The sequence below is a fragment of the Methylobacterium sp. Leaf94 genome (assembly GCF_001426045.1).
GTDB lineage: Bacteria > Pseudomonadota > Alphaproteobacteria > Rhizobiales > Beijerinckiaceae > Methylobacterium.
This window is the reverse complement of the sequence record NZ_LMRM01000056.1, coordinates 147,412-163,087: the sequence shown is the minus strand read 5'-3', so window position 1 is coordinate 163,087 and position 15,676 is coordinate 147,412. Positions and strand designations below refer to the sequence as shown.

The 15,676-nt window shown below is 68.8% G+C and carries 19 protein-coding genes; 7 read left to right on the top strand and 12 right to left on the bottom strand.

From position 1 onward, the window contains the following. Positions 1–85: 85 nt before the first annotated feature. From ybgF to ASG63_RS20710, 5 genes are all read right to left on the bottom strand, one after another. Complete coding sequence (gene ybgF, locus ASG63_RS20725; RefSeq protein ID WP_056221082.1) at positions 86–1,054, bottom strand: tol-pal system protein YbgF; 969 nt, start codon at positions 1,052–1,054, stop codon at positions 86–88. Positions 1,055–1,222: 168 nt separating this feature from the next. Next, complete coding sequence (gene pal / locus ASG63_RS20720) at positions 1,223–1,741, bottom strand: peptidoglycan-associated lipoprotein Pal (protein ID WP_056221079.1); 519 nt, start codon at positions 1,739–1,741, stop codon at positions 1,223–1,225. A 332-nt stretch (positions 1,742–2,073) separates the two neighbouring features. Continuing rightward, complete coding sequence (locus ASG63_RS20715) at positions 2,074–2,463, bottom strand: Hpt domain-containing protein (RefSeq protein ID WP_082559434.1); 390 nt, start codon at positions 2,461–2,463, stop codon at positions 2,074–2,076. Positions 2,464–2,609: 146 nt separating this feature from the next. Continuing rightward, a complete protein-coding gene (locus ASG63_RS25675; RefSeq protein ID WP_156394289.1) occupies positions 2,610–2,873 on the bottom strand; it encodes a hypothetical protein in 264 nt (87 codons plus the stop codon). Between the two features lie 138 nt (positions 2,874–3,011). Continuing rightward, positions 3,012–4,016: a WcbI family polysaccharide biosynthesis putative acetyltransferase gene (locus ASG63_RS20710; protein WP_244479988.1), complete on the bottom strand. Its 1,005-nt coding sequence runs from the start codon at positions 4,014–4,016 to the stop codon at positions 3,012–3,014. 84 nt (positions 4,017–4,100) lie between these two features. Between ASG63_RS20710 and ASG63_RS20705 the strand changes: the two genes are divergently transcribed. After that, a complete protein-coding gene (locus tag ASG63_RS20705) occupies positions 4,101–5,150 on the top strand; it encodes a GSCFA domain-containing protein (protein WP_056221076.1) in 1,050 nt (349 codons plus the stop codon). Positions 5,151–5,154: 4 nt separating this feature from the next. On the opposite strand, the gene hemC is transcribed toward ASG63_RS20705, so the two are convergent. Continuing rightward, complete coding sequence (hemC, locus tag ASG63_RS20700; RefSeq protein ID WP_056221073.1) at positions 5,155–6,078, bottom strand: hydroxymethylbilane synthase; 924 nt, start codon at positions 6,076–6,078, stop codon at positions 5,155–5,157. Between the two features lie 256 nt (positions 6,079–6,334). On the opposite strand from hemC, the gene ASG63_RS20695 reads away from it, so the two are divergent. Then, positions 6,335–6,682: a hypothetical protein gene (locus tag ASG63_RS20695; protein WP_056221070.1), complete on the top strand. Its 348-nt coding sequence runs from the start codon at positions 6,335–6,337 to the stop codon at positions 6,680–6,682. Between the two features lie 68 nt (positions 6,683–6,750). Continuing rightward, positions 6,751–7,149 (top strand): hypothetical protein, encoded by a 399-nt coding sequence (locus ASG63_RS20690; RefSeq protein WP_056221067.1) that lies wholly within the window; start codon positions 6,751–6,753, stop codon positions 7,147–7,149. A gap of 7 nt (positions 7,150–7,156) precedes the next feature. Here the strand turns inward: ASG63_RS20690 and ASG63_RS20685 are convergent, their stop codons facing one another. Continuing rightward, positions 7,157–7,456 carry an antibiotic biosynthesis monooxygenase family protein gene (locus tag ASG63_RS20685; RefSeq protein ID WP_056221064.1) on the bottom strand — a complete coding sequence of 100 codons (300 nt, stop codon included), beginning with the start codon at positions 7,454–7,456 and terminating at the stop codon, positions 7,157–7,159. A gap of 32 nt (positions 7,457–7,488) precedes the next feature. Further along, positions 7,489–8,355, bottom strand: coding sequence for a Kdo hydroxylase family protein (locus ASG63_RS20680; RefSeq protein WP_056221061.1), 867 nt, complete (start codon positions 8,353–8,355; stop codon positions 7,489–7,491). Positions 8,356–8,634: 279 nt separating this feature from the next. On the opposite strand from ASG63_RS20680, the gene ASG63_RS20675 reads away from it, so the two are divergent. Then, a complete protein-coding gene (locus tag ASG63_RS20675; protein ID WP_056221059.1) occupies positions 8,635–9,093 on the top strand; it encodes a hypothetical protein in 459 nt (152 codons plus the stop codon). 87 nt (positions 9,094–9,180) lie between these two features. Next, positions 9,181–9,486, top strand: a complete 306-nt coding sequence (locus ASG63_RS20670) for a hypothetical protein (protein WP_056221056.1) — start codon at positions 9,181–9,183, stop codon at positions 9,484–9,486. Positions 9,487–9,559: 73 nt separating this feature from the next. On the opposite strand, the gene ASG63_RS20665 is transcribed toward ASG63_RS20670, so the two are convergent. Continuing rightward, positions 9,560–10,033, bottom strand: coding sequence for an Hsp20 family protein (locus ASG63_RS20665; RefSeq protein ID WP_056221052.1), 474 nt, complete (start codon positions 10,031–10,033; stop codon positions 9,560–9,562). Positions 10,034–10,212: 179 nt separating this feature from the next. On the opposite strand from ASG63_RS20665, the gene ASG63_RS20660 reads away from it, so the two are divergent. Further along, positions 10,213–11,196 (top strand): alpha/beta fold hydrolase, encoded by a 984-nt coding sequence (locus ASG63_RS20660; RefSeq protein WP_056221050.1) that lies wholly within the window; start codon positions 10,213–10,215, stop codon positions 11,194–11,196. Positions 11,197–11,255: 59 nt separating this feature from the next. Here ASG63_RS20660 and ASG63_RS20655 read toward each other — a convergent pair whose 3' ends face one another. Further along, entirely contained in the window at positions 11,256–11,966 is a 711-nt protein-coding gene (locus ASG63_RS20655; RefSeq protein WP_056221047.1) for a glutathione S-transferase family protein, read from the bottom strand. A gap of 109 nt (positions 11,967–12,075) precedes the next feature. On the opposite strand from ASG63_RS20655, the gene ASG63_RS20650 reads away from it, so the two are divergent. Next, the gene (locus tag ASG63_RS20650; protein WP_056221044.1) at positions 12,076–12,639 is read left to right on the top strand and encodes a TetR/AcrR family transcriptional regulator; all 564 of its coding nucleotides are present in this window, start codon (positions 12,076–12,078) and stop codon (positions 12,637–12,639) included. Positions 12,640–12,810: 171 nt separating this feature from the next. Here ASG63_RS20650 and hisN read toward each other — a convergent pair whose 3' ends face one another. Further along, complete coding sequence (gene hisN / locus ASG63_RS20645; RefSeq protein WP_056221298.1) at positions 12,811–13,599, bottom strand: histidinol-phosphatase; 789 nt, start codon at positions 13,597–13,599, stop codon at positions 12,811–12,813. 120 nt (positions 13,600–13,719) lie between these two features. Further along, positions 13,720–15,672, bottom strand: a complete 1,953-nt coding sequence (locus tag ASG63_RS20640) for an AI-2E family transporter (RefSeq protein ID WP_082487111.1) — start codon at positions 15,670–15,672, stop codon at positions 13,720–13,722. Positions 15,673–15,676: the final 4 nt, after the last annotated feature.

The window sequence follows — 15,676 nt, the reverse complement described above, 5'->3', positions numbered from 1 at the left end:
TCGGGTCCGCCGGAGACCGCGAGGAGGACCGTTCCGCCAGTCAGATAGGGGCGGAGCGCGTCCTCGACCGCGTCGACCGGTTTGCTCAGGCGGCGCAGCGCGCGCGCTTCTGTTCGCGGGTCACGCCCTGGCGGACGCTGGTGCTGGCAGAAGGAAATTTACGCTCCAATTCCGCGAGGGTCGCACAGGCCTGCTCGCGGGCTCCGAGCGCATTGAGCGAGGCTCCGAGCTTCAGCATGGCATCCGGCGCCTGCGCCGAGCGTGCATAGTCCGTGGAGACTTTCAGGAATTGCTCGGCCGCCTCGCGGTTGCGATTGCGCTGTAGGTAGCTCTCGCCGAGCCAGTAGGTTGCTGATGGCACCAGTGCGTCGCGCGGGTGGGATTGGATGAATTGGCGCAGGCCCATCTCGGCCTGCTCGTACTGGCGCTGAAGGATGTAGGCGTAGGCAATCTCGTAATCGGCGCGCGCATCCCCCGTCCCCGTAGCAGCGACGCTGCCGGCCCGGGGCGAATTCGGAAGTGCACCGGTGGTCGGAACGCGGGCGGGCGGTGACAGGTCGACTGGGCCGCCGAGACCAGGTGGCGTCAGGCCGGGCTCCTCGTCATCCGCCTCGACGACCGCCGGAGGCACGTTGCGAGCCCGGGGCGCTTCGGCCCCCGCCCCGCTCGGCGTGGCGGTACCCAGCTGCATCGGCGCGCCCGGTTTGCCAAGATTGTGCTCGGGATCGAAGGCGTCGCTGCGCTTCTGGGGCTTGGCCGGAGCCGGATTGGTCCCCGATGGAGCGCCGCTGCGGCCCCCCTTCGCCTCCTGCAGGCGGAACTCCACGTCCTCTTGAAACTTGCGGAGCTGCTCCTTCAACTGGCGATTTTCATACTGCAGCGTTTCGATCTGCCCCGCGGTCTGACGCGACTGGTTCTCCAGCCGATTGAGCCGGACGACGAAGTCGGACGCGTCCTGCGCCATCGCGGGAGCCGACATCCCCCAGAGGATCGATCCCGTGACGGATCCGGCTGCGGCGGCGAGGCGGGTCGCGAGGAGGAGGCGGGCAAGCATGACGGGCGTTACCGGTGGTCGAGGAGCGGAGGTGCGTTCGCGAAGATCGCAACCCGCCGATAGCAAATGCTGTCCCACGCGGCAAAAATGCGGCCATGCCGCGGCACATCGTTTCGGGCGCGGGATCCTGAAGAGGGTTCGGCTCCGAGATCCCGCGGCATCCTTGCGTCAGGAACCAGCGCCGCGATCGAGCACGGTGACGGCGCGGCGATTCTGGGACCAGCACGAGATGTCGTTGCACACGGCCACCGGACGCTCCTTGCCATAGGAGACGGTACGGATCCGCCCATTCGCGATGCCGCGCGAGGCCAGGTAGTCCTTCACAGACTGGGCGCGGCGCTCGCCGAGGGAGAAGTTGTACTCTCGGGTGCCGCGCTCGTCGGCGTGCCCCTCGATCAGGAAGGTGTAGCGCGGATAGCGCTGCAGCCAGTTGGCCTGCTTATCCAGGGTGGCGGTGGCGGTCGAGGTCAGATCGGTGGAGTCCGATTCGAAGAACACCCGGTCGCCGATATTCACCACGAAGTCCTGGGCACTGCCGGGGGTGTTGGCGCCGCCGTTCATGCCACCGCCGGCGCCGAACCCGGAGGCGTCGGCCAGATCCTTGTCGTTGGTGCAGGCTGCGACGCTGAGGGCGGCGCAGAGGGCGGCCGCCAGCGGAAACACGCGGAAGCGCGCAATCATGGACATGATCCTGTTCTCCTCGGGCACAGCCGCCGGATCCCTGATGATCAGGCTGACGACGTCGCCTCATGTGACCCCCTCGGGGACACAGCGGCGGTTCTTATGCGGTCTCGGTTAAGCGAAGGTTCCGTCAACCTTGAACGGATCTTGCCGAAATCGGCCAAAGTCTCGTGAAACCCAGTCTCCATGCACGCCCGCTCCGGATCGCTCCATTGACGGCGAGGTGAGACGAACCCCGGAGATCGGCCCCGATTGCGGCATCGGCGCGACGCTGAAGTCGATGTTTGTACGCGCGTCCAATCCGTGGCGGCATGGCAACATACGAAGCCCCGCGGGCTTTAGGATTGGTTTCGGATCGCACGGATCGCCGTCACCGCGGCTTCAGCGGATCGCCGGACGGCTGCCAAGGGCGCCGCAAGATCGGTTCCATCCAGGCAAGCCCGCTCCATCTCCGAACAGCGCTGGGAGAGATCGAAGAAGCCCAGGGACCCACTCGCGGAAAGCAGGATGTGGGCATCCTGCCCGAGGACGATGCGTTCCGAGGCCGGCGCCTGAAGCCGTCGGCCGATCTCGGTTCTCAAACGGTCGAGAAGATCCATTAGGCGGGCCCGGCCGAAGATGTCTTCCAACTCCTTGAGTGTGCGGGGCTCGTAGATCGGCCCGACCCGCGGGGCGGGCGCATCAGGGGCTGCGGACGTCTCGGCCTCGCGGGTCGAATGGTCCAGCATGAGGTCGTCCAGACTAGGTCGAGGGCGGGACTTGGCCCAACCACCGCCTCTGTTGATCGGTGGTTAACCTCTACCGGACAAAGCCCACTGTGCAAAGAGTTGGTGCGATCCATGCACCGGCGTCAGGTCCTCGTCGTCGGGGACAATCACGGGCTTCCTGAAATGCCGACCGCCCTGTGCCAGCGGAACGGCATTGCCGTGGTCTCGGTTTCCGGCGGCGAGGCGGCTGTGGCCGTCCTCCGGCAGGCCAGCGCGACAGAGAACGGAGTGGGCAATACTTCGTACTCCTGTTCACCGCCATCAACCTTCCAGGCCTCATCGACGGCTGGTCCGTTGTGCCGGCTTTTCGCGCGCTCGATCCCGATGGACTGGTCGTCTGTTCGTCGACCCGCGTCTGCAAAGATCGCCATGCCGTGCCAGACAGCGTCTTCCTGGCAAGCCCTTCCGGACCCGGGATGTGCTTGTTTTCGCCGGCTCGCTAAAGCGTGAACCCGCCGCCGGATGGGAGCCGCTGAGTCTGCCGGCGACAGGCTGATGTCGGGGCGCAGTCAGGCCCTGAACAATGCCCGCACGGCGGGGTTCGCCCGCCAGCCCGCGACCCGGATGCATCCGAGAGCCTCCGGCGCATGGCGCCGATAGATCGCGAAGCTCGCCGCAATGAAGGCCCGTAAGTCGTAGAGCTTCGGGTCGCCCCGGCGGGCCCGGTCCTTGAACAGCATCGTGCCGGTTAGGCCATAGTGCACCGCGAGGTCAGGGTAGAGGGGCCAGACCACGTCGGCGGCCAGATCATCCGGGAGATAGTCCTCGACCCGGGCCGGAAGCGGTTCAAGGCCCGCTTCGGTGGCGAGCCGCCGGGCAATATCAGCCAGCACGAACAATTTGGGATGGTTCAGGACGTGCATGAAGCAGCCGCGTCGGGACCATCGGGCGAGCTCCGGCTCCAGCGGAAACATGATGTCGCGTGCGCTGCCGAGAAGCTCCGCTGCGGCGACGTTCCAAGCTTCGTAGAAGCCGAGTCGTGTATAGACCGACTCGCGGAACAGCTTCACGGTCTCCTCCAGTCCCAGCCCTTCCAGATAGGCGCACAGGACGATAGCGGAGTGATAAGGACCTGTCGGCGAGGCGATGAGGCGCGAGGCGGAGAGCGCACCGACATCACCCACGAGGACCATGTCGGGCTGATAGCCCGGGAACAGGATGGTCGGGTACAGGCGGAGGCGCGGATCGCCGTCGCCGAGGGCATGGACGTTGCCGCCCTCGACGAACCCTTCGGGGAAGAACTGCGTGAAGACGTGGTCGAAGGGGGCGAGATCGGCCTTCAGGCGCTCGAGGCTGCCATACCGTCGTCCGAGGCCGTCGAAGGGTACGAGGTGGACCTGCGCGCTCGGAAGCAGCAGTCTCAGAGATTGGGCGACGCCCTCGGCCTGGCAGTTGCCTAAGACCGCTATCCGCGATCCGTCCCGAACCGGGTCAAGCGAGTCGATGCGGGGCTTGCGCCATGCTCCCGCCCAGGATCGCCACGATGAACCCGGGCGTGCGAGGGAGGCAGCCAAGGCCGCGACAGAGTCCGGGACCAGTGTCTTGGTGGACGTGCGCGGCAATGGCCTGAGCGATCGGATGGAGATGCCGCCGTGGTGATGAACCCTTACGCCGATCTACCGGCCGAGCGATTTTGGCGCAAGGCCGTGGCAGGCGTGGCGCCCTTCGCCCTGGCACCCGCCCCGAGCGGCCGCTTTACCATCGCCCCCGAGTCCCGGGTGGCGACCGCTGGTTCGTGTTTCGCCCAGCATGTCGCCCGCGCCCTGACCCGGGCAGGGTTCGGGCATTATCTCGCCGAGGCCGCGCCCGACGGCATGGCGCCCGAAACCGCCGCCGACCGTCAATACGGGATCTACTCGGCCCGCTACGGCAACCTCTACACCGCCCGCCAGCTTCTGCAGCTCTTCGACCGGGCTTACGGCACCTACGCCCCTGCCCTCTCGATCTGGACGCGTCCGGACGGTCGCCTGGTCGATCCGTTCCGCCCCGGGATCGAGCCGGCGGGCTTCGCTGACGCGGCCGAGGTGGATGCCGATCGCCGGCGGCATCTCGCGGCGGTCCGGGCGATGTTCGAAAGCCTCGACGTCTTCGTCTTCACCTTGGGACTGACGGAGGGCTGGATGCATCGCGCGGATGGCGCGATGCTCCCGGTGGCCCCCGGGGTCATCGGCGGCAGCTTCGACCCGGATGCCTACGCCTTCGTGAATGCGCGGGTGGGTGACGTCCGCGACGACATGCTGACCTTCCTCGAGCGGCTGTTCGCGGTCAATCCAGCCGCCCGGGTCATCCTCACGGTCTCGCCGGTGCCCCTGATCGCGACCTACGCGGACCGGCACGTTCTGGTCTCCAACACCTACAGCAAAGCTGCTCTGCGAGCCGCGGCCGAGGAGATCGTCGCGGCCGAGCCGCGCGCCGTCTACTTTCCCGCCTACGAGATCGTCACGAGTACCGCCAATGCCGCGCGCTACTACGAGGACGACCTGCGTTCGGTTACGCCCACAGCGGTCGCCCACGTGATGCGGGTGTTCCTCGACGCCTTCACCACACGGGCGAAGGCCCCGATCCTGACTCAGCCCCTCGGAATCGAGTATCGCCGCGCGGCCAGTGTGATCTGCGACGAGGAGGCCATCGAGCGAAGCCTGACGTGAGTGCCTACTGGAGGTGCCGTGTGTAGGTGTCGCCCGCCGCGCGCTTCAATTCGGCGCCGGCCTCGCGCCCGATGCGGGCGGCGTCCGCCACGGCGCCGGAGCGCTGGACGGCCCAGTGGGCGCTGCCGTCGGGCAGGAACAGCAGGCCGTCGAGGTTGAGCGTGTCGCCGCTGATCCGTGCCAGGGCGGCGATCGGCGTCCGGCAGGAGCCGTCGAGCTCGGCCAGCAGTCCGCGTTCGGCCTCGAGCTCGGCGGTGGCGGTGGCCGAGACCAGGGGGGCCAGGAGGGCGCGCACGGCGGTGTCCGCCGCGCGGCACTCGATGCCGAGGGCGCCCTGCGCAACGGCCGGGAGCATCTCGCCGACATCGAGCACGCTCCGGGCCATGTCGGCCATGCCGAGGCGCTCCAGGCCGCAGAGCGCCAGGAGCGTGGCGTCGCAGGTCCCCTCCTCCAGCTTGCGCATGCGCGTGTTGGCGTTCCCGCGCAGGGGCACGATCCGCAGGTCCGGACGGCGCATCAACACCTGCGCCGCGCGGCGCAGGGACGAGGTGCCGACCCGGGCCCCCGACGGAAGCTCGGCGAAGCCGGACGCGCGCGGCGACAGGAAGGCGTCGCGGGGGTCATCCCGCTCCAGAATGCAGGCGATGACGAGCCCGTCGGGCAGCCATGTCTCCACGTCCTTCATGGAGTGGACGGCAACGTCGACCACGTCGGCATAAAGCGCCTGCTCGAGTTCCTTGGTGAACAACCCCTTGCCGCCGATCTCGGAGAGCGGGCGGTCGAGGATGCGATCCGCGACGGTGTTGACCACCACGATCTCGGTCTCGAGGCCCGGATTGGCCGCGACGATCTTGTCCCGGACCATTCCGGTCTGGGCCAGGGCCATCGGACTTCCGCGCGTTCCGATGCGGAGGGGACGTTGGATCATGGGCGAGGATCGCTCGGTGGTAGGGGCGGCCGGAACCCGGGGGACCGGGCCGGTCCGGTCTGCCGATCCTAGGTACGCAGTCCGCGCGCGGATGTCACCGGGACCGCGTTCGATCCGCCGCCGACCGCTAAGTATTCCGAAACCACGCGTACAGGTCGCGCCTCCCGCGCCCCGCGATCTTAGGCCAAGCTTATCGCTCTCGGCGTGTATCTCGTGCGACGAGGATGTCACGAGCCAGGTCGGCGGACGCTCACCGATGAAGCGCAGCAAGCTTGAAGCCTATTACGAGCAGGAGTTCGGTCCGCGCGACGACGAGCCGGACGACCGCCCGCTTCGGCGTTCGTCCGGTCGGGATCGGGCGCCGGCCAGGCCCCGGGGGCGGCGCGGCGGGTCCGGCATCGTCCGTCTGCTCAAGGTCACGCTGATGCTCGGACCCATGACGATCCTGCTGGCTGCGAGCCTGCTGATGGATTGCCAGGGGGGCGTCCGGGGATCCTGGGTCCCCGACATCCTGCGCAGCACAGCCTGCGCCCGCCGCGACCTGGCCGGCCGGGTTCTCCATCTCGACAGCGACCTTCGAACGGTCGCGAACGGCCTGCGGTAGCGCGGCGTGATCGGGACGGACCATCGCGATCGTGGCGGGAGGCCGCGGTGAAGCTCGGAGCTCGGACCATGCCCCTGGAGACGATCGCCGCGCCGGTGCGGGACGACCCTGCGGTCGACGCGGCCACGTCCGCGCACGCCCGGATCCGTGAGGCGATCATCCGCGACGGCCTGCGCACGCCCCGGACGGTGCGCCGGTTCGGGGAGCTTGACGGCGAAGCGGACGCGGAGGTCCGGTCCTTCATCCTGGGCTGGGCGCCGTCCCTCCTCCTCAGCCTCCTCCTGCTCACCGCGCCCTTCGCTCTGGTGATCGGGCTGCCGCCGGTCCTGGCCTGTCGCGAGCGCGCCGAGCAGTTCGGCTTCTTCGCCGGCGAGACCCTGTCGGGCTGTGCCGCGCGCGGCGTCCGCGCGCGGATCGGTCGGCTCGACGACCGCATCAAGATGCTGGTGCGCGGCTCCGGCTCGTGACGCGGCCTCAGAAGGCCTGGAGCGCCAGTTCGGTGTGCTCGACGCTGGGCGGCGCCTCGAAGCAGGGCGAGACCATGGCCCGGTAGTCCTTCCAGGCCTGGGAGCCGGTGAAGTCCACGGTATGGTTCTCCAGGGTCTCCCATTCGATGAGCAGGCGGTAGCGCTGCGGCTTCTCGATGGAACGGCGGACGGCGAAGCTGCGGCAGCCCTTGGCGGATTTGAAGATCGCCGCCGCCTTGGCGATGCCGGCCTCGAACTCGGCCTCCAGGCCTGGCTTGACGTCGATCTGCGCGATTTCGAGGATCATGAATCTCTCCGGCCGTAAGGTTCGAGGGGGGATCAGCGAAGGGGGCGGCCGAGGGCCTGGGCGAGCAGGCGCTGCGGGCTGCGCTCGGGGCGGGCCTGGTCGGCCACCGCGAGGTAGGCGGTCTGCTCCAGCATGTACTGGCCGCCCATGGCGCCGTGCATCACGAGGTCCGAGAAGGTCACCCAGGTCTGGCCGGGGGAGAAGTGGACATCGGCCTGGGGCGCCGTCTCCTGGTAGGTCATGTCCTGCTTCAGGGCGTCGTGCAGGTGCAGCATGAGGTGGTCGTACTCGCTGCGCCGCGCCTTGGTGATCTTGAGGAGCGCCAGCATCCGGGCCGAGAGCGGCGAGTAGCCGGGCAGGCGCGGCAGGAATTTCCGCGCCATCGACGGAAAGTCCTCGCCGACCCGCCAGTGGCGCGGCTGTCCGTTGGGGTTGATGTTCCGGAAGATGCGCAGGATGCGCTTCTCGCCGATCGGGTTCGACGGGAAGGCGTCCACGTGCAGGCGGGTGTCGTCGCGCCGCCAGCTCAGCTTGCGCTGGTCCACCTCGAAGGGGCGATAGGAGGTGCCCGCGAAGGAGACCTTGCCGGCATAGGCCGGCAGGTGCGCGGCGACCAAAGCCTCGGCGAAGGCGCGGTAGCGGATGAGGACCTGGCGCAGGGCCTCCTGCTCCTCCGGCGTGCCGGCCGCGCCCCGCAGGGTGGCTTGCGGCCCGCGGATGTTGACGTTCTTGGCCTTGCCGTCGGCGAAGGGGCGCTCGACGAAGCGCTCCTCGAAGGGGCTCAGGGGAAAGTCGAGGTCGGGGAACATCAGGACCGCGCCGCCTTCGAGGGCATCCACCAGAGACGGCGTGCCGGGGGGCGGCCCCGCGCGTGAGACGGATACGATCGGGCTGATCATCGGGCGGGGATCCTCGAAAACCGCGGCGGGACCGGCGGTTTAGCCGAACGGCGCGCCGCTGGCCACGGGCGCGGCGGCCCGTCGTCGATCCCCCTGCCCGTCCCGGCCCGGATCGGTCCCGACGGATAGCGGTGGATGACGGCGCTTGCCTGTTGTCACACCGCCCGAACCGGCCCAACCCTGACGGCCTGTCCGGAGCAACCCTGGCGTTTCGGTCGCGTTGATGGAACAGTCGCGGTTCCGACCTCACGGAACCCTGCGGCGATGAGGATGCCGACCATGGCGACGTTGAAGGAATTCGAGGAGTCCCTGCGCGAGCACGGCATGCACATGGCCCTCGCCCTGCTGGAGCGCCTGCGTGAGCGGGACCGGGCGACGCGGACGATCAAGCCGGCCCGGCGCCTGACTGGCCAGAAGATGACCTCGGAACTCGCCCGCGCGATCCTCGACCTCCACGCCTCCACCGGCATGACCCAGCAGGAGATCGCCTTCAAGGTCGGCGTGAACCAGGGCCGGGTCAACGAAGTGATCAAGCGCGGCAAGTGGCTCGACGACGATCCCCACGCCCCGGAGGCGGTCGCCCGCGACAGGGCGAAGGCCCGCCTGCGCGCCGATCCGCCGGCCGAGCGACCGGCCGCCCGCCGGTCCGTGGGCAAGCCCGCGGCCAAGCGGGCGAAGGGAACGCCGCCTGCGCGGCGTCCGAGCCCGCAAGGACAGCTGATCTTCGGCGACCTGTGATCGCACCCGGCGGTCGAGGAGCCTAGGCGTGGGGCGTTCCGCGTCTCTCTCGCGGGATCGACCGGGCGGGCTGCGCGTTGGCCCGCCATGCCGAACCGCGTCGCCCTCGCCGCCCTCGTTCTCGCCCTCTGCAGCGTCCCGGCGCTCGCGCAGCGGGCCTCGCCGGTTGCCATGTCCTGCGGTCAAGCCAAGGGGCTGGTGGACCGGCGGGGCGGCCTCGTGCTCGGAACCGGCGGGCAGACCTATGACCGCTTCGTGCGCGATCGCAGCTTCTGCGAGGTCACCGAGATCACGGTCCCGGCCTTCGTGCCGGCACAGGATACGCCGCGCTGCTTCATCGGCTACCGCTGCAAGGAGCCGAGCCGCAGCGACTGGTTCGACGGCGGTTTCTGACGCGATCGCATCGCCCCATGGGAAAGCGCCCCGGCCATGGGACCGGGGCGCTCCGAACGTCCGTCTGGGCCGATCAGGCGGCCTGCTGCGTCGAGCCCTCGATCACCGGGGCCCGCGGGGTGCGGCCGGTGGCGATCTGGATCTGACGCGGCTTCTTCGCCTCCGGAATCTCGCGGACGAGATCGATGTGAAGGAGGCCGTTCTCGAGGGCGGCCCCCGTCACCTGGACGTAGTCCGCCAACTGGAACCGACGCTCGAAGGCGCGGGCCGCGATGCCCTGGTGCAGGAATTCCGCCGGCTTGGCGGGTTCGGACTGACGCTCGCCCTTCAGCGTCAGCGCATTCTCCTTCACCTCGATCGCGAGATCGGACTCCGTGAAGCCGGCCACCGCCACCGTGATCCGGTAGGCGTTCTCGCCGGTGCGCTCGATGTTGTAGGGCGGATAGGTCGGGGCCGCGTCGGCGCTCACGAACTGGTCGAGGGCCGAGAACAGGCGGTCGAAACCGACGGTGGAGCGATAAAGGGGAGCAAGGTCGAACTGACGCATCACATATTCTCCGTAAGAAGCAACATGCTGGTTCTGGGTCCGCCCGAGGGCCGGACCAGTCGCACCGCCGTATTGGCCGGTGCTCGCCTGATATCGGAGCCGGGTTTCAGCCTCGCAAGAGCCTCAGCCGGCGCCTCGGCCAAAAAATTCGGTTCCTTTCTTGCCGCGAGACTGCGTCGATGCTGACCCTGCGTTCCACCCCGGACAATCCCGTTCCACCGGGCGGTGCCCTGAAGGCGGTGCGCACCGATGACGGACTCGAGCTGCGGGCCGCCCATTGGCGTCCGACCACCCGCCTGGTGAAGGGCACCGTTTGCCTCCTCCAGGGCCGGGCCGAGTTCATCGAGAAGTACTACGAGACGATCGCGGACCTGCGCGGGCGGGGCTTCGCCGTCGTGGCCTTCGACTGGCGCGGACAGGGCGAGTCGCAGCGGCAGGTCGACGATCCGCATCGGGGCCACGTCGCCCATTTCGACGATTACCGCCTCGACCTGAAGGCGATCACGGATGCGATCCTGCATCCCCTGATGCCGCATCCGCATCTCTGCCTCGCGCACTCGATGGGCGGGGCCGTCGCCCTGACCGGTGCCCATGACGGCTGGTTGCCGTTCCGGCGCGTCGTCATGGTGGCGCCGATGCTGTCGATCCGGATGGTGCGATGGCCGGCCGGGGCGGCCCTCCTGGCCGGCACCCTGCACGCGATCGGGTGGGGCCGGCGTTACATCCCCTTCGGCTCGGCGGTTTCGATCGCGACGAAGCCCTATCCGAACAATCGCCTGTGCCGCGATCCGAAGCGCTACGCCCGCAACGCGGCGGCCGCCCGGGATGTCGGGGCCGGTGCCGTGGGCGATCCGAGCATCGCCTGGCTCGCGAGCGCCTTCCGGGCGATGAAGCGCCTCGCCGACCCGCGCGTGCCGGGCCGAATCTCGGTGCCGACTCTCATCGTTGCGGCAGGCGCCGACCCCGTCTGCGGCACCTCCACCACCGAGCGGTTCGCCCGCCGCCTGCGCGCCGGGCACATCCTGGTGCTGCCCGATGCCCGGCACGAGATCCTGTCGGAGCGCGACAGCATCCGGCAGGACTTCTGGGCGGCCTTCGACGCCTTCATGCCCGGCTCCGACGCGACGGAACCGACCGACACGCGCGTGCGGCAGGAGGCGTGAAGCTCAGGAGCGGGAAGCGGCGCATGACTCGGGAGCAAGGAGGGGCGTGCGCTTCAGGATCAGGTGCGGTCGTCCAACTCCGCGACGCCGCTCTGACGGTCCGCATAGGCCGCTTTGAAGGCCGGGCGCTGCTGCCAGCGCTTCCAGAATGCGTCGATGTGCTCGAAGCGCTCATCCAGCGGCGTGGCGTTGACCGGGAACTTCGAGAAGGCAATGGCGGTCGCCATGGTGATGTCCGAGAAGGTGGGTGCCGCGCCGCCGAGAAGCCATTCGCGACCGTCCGACAGATGCTGGTTCACCAGGCTCGCATGCGCCAGGGCTTCCTTGCGGCAGTGTTCGCCCCAGGCCGGATTGCTGATGAGTTCGAGCTTCGGCCCCAGGCCCTGGTGCAGAACGTGGAACGCGGTGACGATCCGGTAGAGGATGTGCACCCAGATGCGGTTGTCCCACATCGTGTCGAGCCCCTGCTGCAAGGGGTCTTCACCCATGATGCGCCGACCGGGGAACGCCTGATCGAGATATCGAACGATCGCGGCCGTCTCCGAGAGGACGCTCCCATCCTCCAGCTTGAGGGTCGGCGTTTCGCCCCAGGGGTTCATCTTCAGGTGCGGCCACTGCCGTTGCTCGCCGCCCGGTGACATGTCGTAGACCCGTTCGGCGAAGTGATCCGCGATGCCTTTCTCGTACAGGAAGATGCGCAGACGTTGCGGATTCGGGAATGCCGAGGGCGAGGTGAAAAGCTGAAGGCGGGACGCGGTCTCGGTGGTCATTCAAATCTCCCTGTCTGTCAGTAGGCAGGCGGAGAGCTAGGGCTGTCCTTTCGATCGGTCAACACCTATCTGCCAACTGGCAGGCACTAAAGGAACGCGAGGCGGCGCGATGAAGGCAGACAACAAGGAGGCGATCCTCGCGGCAGCGAAGCGGACGGCGATGGCGCATGGCTACGCTGGCTTGAACTTCCGCGATCTTGCGGCCGAGGTCGGCATCAAGGCAGCGAGTGTCTACTACCATTTCCCGGGCAAGGCCGAACTCGGTGTGGCGGTTGCGAAGCGCTATTGGGAAGACATCGCCGCCGATCTCGACGCCATCTCGAACCAAGCGTCTGACCCTCTTGCCAGTCTGCACAGATATCCCGAGATTTTTCGCACGTCCTTGCAGAACGACAACCGCATGTGCCTGTCGAGCTTCATGACGGCCGAATACGACGATCTGCCGGACGTCGTGAAGCACGAGGTGCGGGCCTTTGCCGAGGTGAACGTCGCTTGGTTGAGCAACGCTTTGACCGCAGCGGGGGTGGTGGAGGCGGTCGACAGCGACGGGCGGGCGGGCGCCATTTACGCGGCCGTTGCGGGCGCCCAACTCATGGCGAGAGGTCGAGCAGATCTCTCGCTCTTCGACACTCTCATCGACCACTATCGCGCGACCGGCCTTCTCCCCGCGTAGGGATCCGCCCATTACGGAAGAAGGTCCGCTCCCGATCCGACGGCGGTCGTCCGGAGCGACTCGATCGGGTTGCCGCTGACTGTTCTTTGTAGGCCTCCCGAGGGAGGACCAAGGGCCAGAGCTGGACCACTGGGCGGGTGAGCCCCGAGGAGCGTCAAAAAGCCGTGCGCCTCACGGATTGAGGTGGCGCAGGGCCGCCTCGTGCAGGCGGCGGTCCCCGGCGGCGACGATGCGCCCGCCCCCCGTCGCCGGTCCGCCGTCCCAGGTCGTCACGATGCCGCCGGCGCCCTCGATGATCGGGATCAGCGCGACGATGTCGTAGGGCTTGAGCCCGGCCTCCACCACCAGGTCGATCTGCCCGGCCGCCAGCATGCAGTAGGCGTAGCAGTCGGTGCCATAGCGGGAGAGGCGCACCGCGCCCTCCAGGTCGAGGAAGCGCTCCCGCTCCGCCCCGTCCGCGAACAGGCGCGGGTCGGTGGTGGCGAGGACCGCCTGGTCGAGGGCGGTGCCGCGGCGGGTCAGCAGCCTGCGTTCGCCGCGGGGCGACCGCAGGCGGGCCTGGGCGCCGTCGCCCGAGAACAGTTCGCCGAGATAGGGCTGGTGCATCAGGCCGCGCACCGCCGCCCCGTGATGGGTCAGGCCGATCAGGGTGCCCCAGGTGGGCAGGCCGGCGACGAAGGCGCGGGTGCCGTCGATGGGGTCCAGGACCCAAACGCATTCGGCCTCGAGGTTTTCGGACCCGAACTCTTCGCCGAGGATGCCGTGGGTCGGCAGGTCGCGCCGGATCATGCCCCGCATGGCCACCTCGGCGGCCCGGTCCGCCTCCGTCACCGGATCGAAGGCCGCCCCGCCCCGAGCCTTGTCGTCCATGCCGAAGGCGGCGCGGAAGAAGGGCAGGATCGCTTGTCCCGAGGCCGCGGCGAGATCGTCCATGAACCGCGCGAGATCGACGACGCTCATCGGCATACCCCTCTTCCGGTCGGTGCCCGCCGGACAAAGCCCCATCCGGCAGAGTTCCATCGGGATGGTCGGGGAGCGAAGCGGAGGGAGGGGGCGGCGGTCAAGCCCAAAACCGTGCCGTCAGACCGGCATCGGTTGGACCGGGGCGAATTTTGTCTCGACCGCGGGCGGTTCGTCGGCCGGACGACGGGTCCCGTGCGCGGCGGCCACGACGGCCTCCACGGCGGCCTTCAGAGACGACACATGGATGTCGGCCTCCACCGCCCGGCGCCGGGTCGCCTCGTCGAGGCTGGCATCGTCCGCCTGCCACAGGCCGAGGACGAAGCAGGCGCCCGGGAGCTTGCGGTGCAGGCGGTCGGCCAGCCGGCGCAGGTGCGTGGGCTCGCCGCTGATCGCCATCGACACGATGCAGACGAGCTTTGCCGGGCCGGGATCGAAGGCGTCGATCCGCGCCCGTGCCACGTCGGCGAACGGCACCACCCGGGTGCCGATCCCGCGCTTGGCGAGGAGCTGGGCCAGGATCGCGCAGGCGGCTTCGTCGACGAAGCTGCGCCCGGCGACGCACAGCACCGTGCCGTCGGGTCGCCAGGCTTCCGGCACCGGGTCCGGGCGCGGGGCGTCGGGATCGGCCTTCGCCTCGGTGTCGCCGCGCAGGTCGTCGCGGTCGGCCATCTCCTCGATCAGTCCGCCGACACTGGCCCGGATGTCGTTCTTCTGCTCGGTGGTGAGCACGCCGCGGGCGGCGTCCCGGGCGGCGAGCTCGAGGCCCCTCACCACCACCTCGTCGTAATAGGCGGTGAGCGAGCAGGTCTTCAGGATGAGGTCGGCATGCTCCTGCGCCTCCTCCGGGTCGTCGGCCAGGATGCGCTGGTAGAAGTTCTCCACTGGAGTCAGGGCCGGCCGGTCGCCGAACAGGACATCGAGGAATTCGAGCTTGTCCACGTGGCGCCCGAGCACCACGAGGCAGACCGTCAGCGGCGTGGACAGGAGCAGGCCGACGGGTCCCCAGAGCCAGGTCCAGAACAGCGCCGAGACCAGGACCGCGAAGGGCGACATGCCGGTGGACTGGCCGTAGAGCATCGGCTCGATGAAGTGCCCGACCAGGGGTTCCAGGATGAGGAACAGGATCAGCGTCCCGATCACCATCGACCAGCCGGGATCGACCGCGGCGGCCAGCGCCAGGGGGAACAGGGCCGACACGAAGGCGCCCACATAGGGCACGAAGCGCATCAGCGCCGAGAAGATGCCCCACAGGACGGGATTCGGCACGCCGAGGAGGTACAGCCCGATCCCGACCACGAGGCCGAAAGAGGCGTTGAGGCCGAGCTGGACCAGGAAGTAGCGGCTGAGGCGCTTGGCGGCATCGTCCATCGCCACGGTGGTGCGGTGGAGGTCGCTGGAGCCGGCGAGCCGGATCATCCGGTCGCGCAAGTCCTCCCGCTGCATCAGCAGGAAGAGCAGCACCACGAAGACGATGCCGATGGTGGCGAGGGGGTGCAGGATGGGCGAGATCAGCGTGCCCGCCATGGTCACCGGACCCGGCACGCGCTCCTTGACCTCCACCAGGATCGCCTTCTCGGGCGGGGCCGGATTGGCCTGGGATTCCGGCTTGGTTTCGGGCTTCGGTTCCTCGTGGCTCTCGTGCATCGTCCGGCCGATGCTGGCGACGTAGCCGGCCAGGCGCCCGGCGGGCGTGTCGTTGAGGCCCTCGATCTTGCGCTCGATCGTGCTGCGGTAGCGCGGCACGTCCTTGGCGATGTCGGCGAGCTGCACGCCGATCAGCGTCGCCAGGGCGGCGGCGGTGCCCAGCGCCAGGAGGACTGAGGCCGCCACCGAGAGGAAGCGGCCGAAATGCCAGCGCCGCAGCAGGTTCACCAGGGGGCCGAGGACGAAGGAGAGCAGGATCGCGATGGCGATCGGGATGAGGACGTCGCGGCCGACATACAGTCCCACCATGATCAGGGCGGCGACGATGATCGGCGACGTCACGGCCTGGGTCGGCGTGCCGGCGGCCGCGATGCGCGTGGGTCGCGGGGGGACGAGGGACGGCTTCGGGGGGGATCGCAGGGCCATTCCG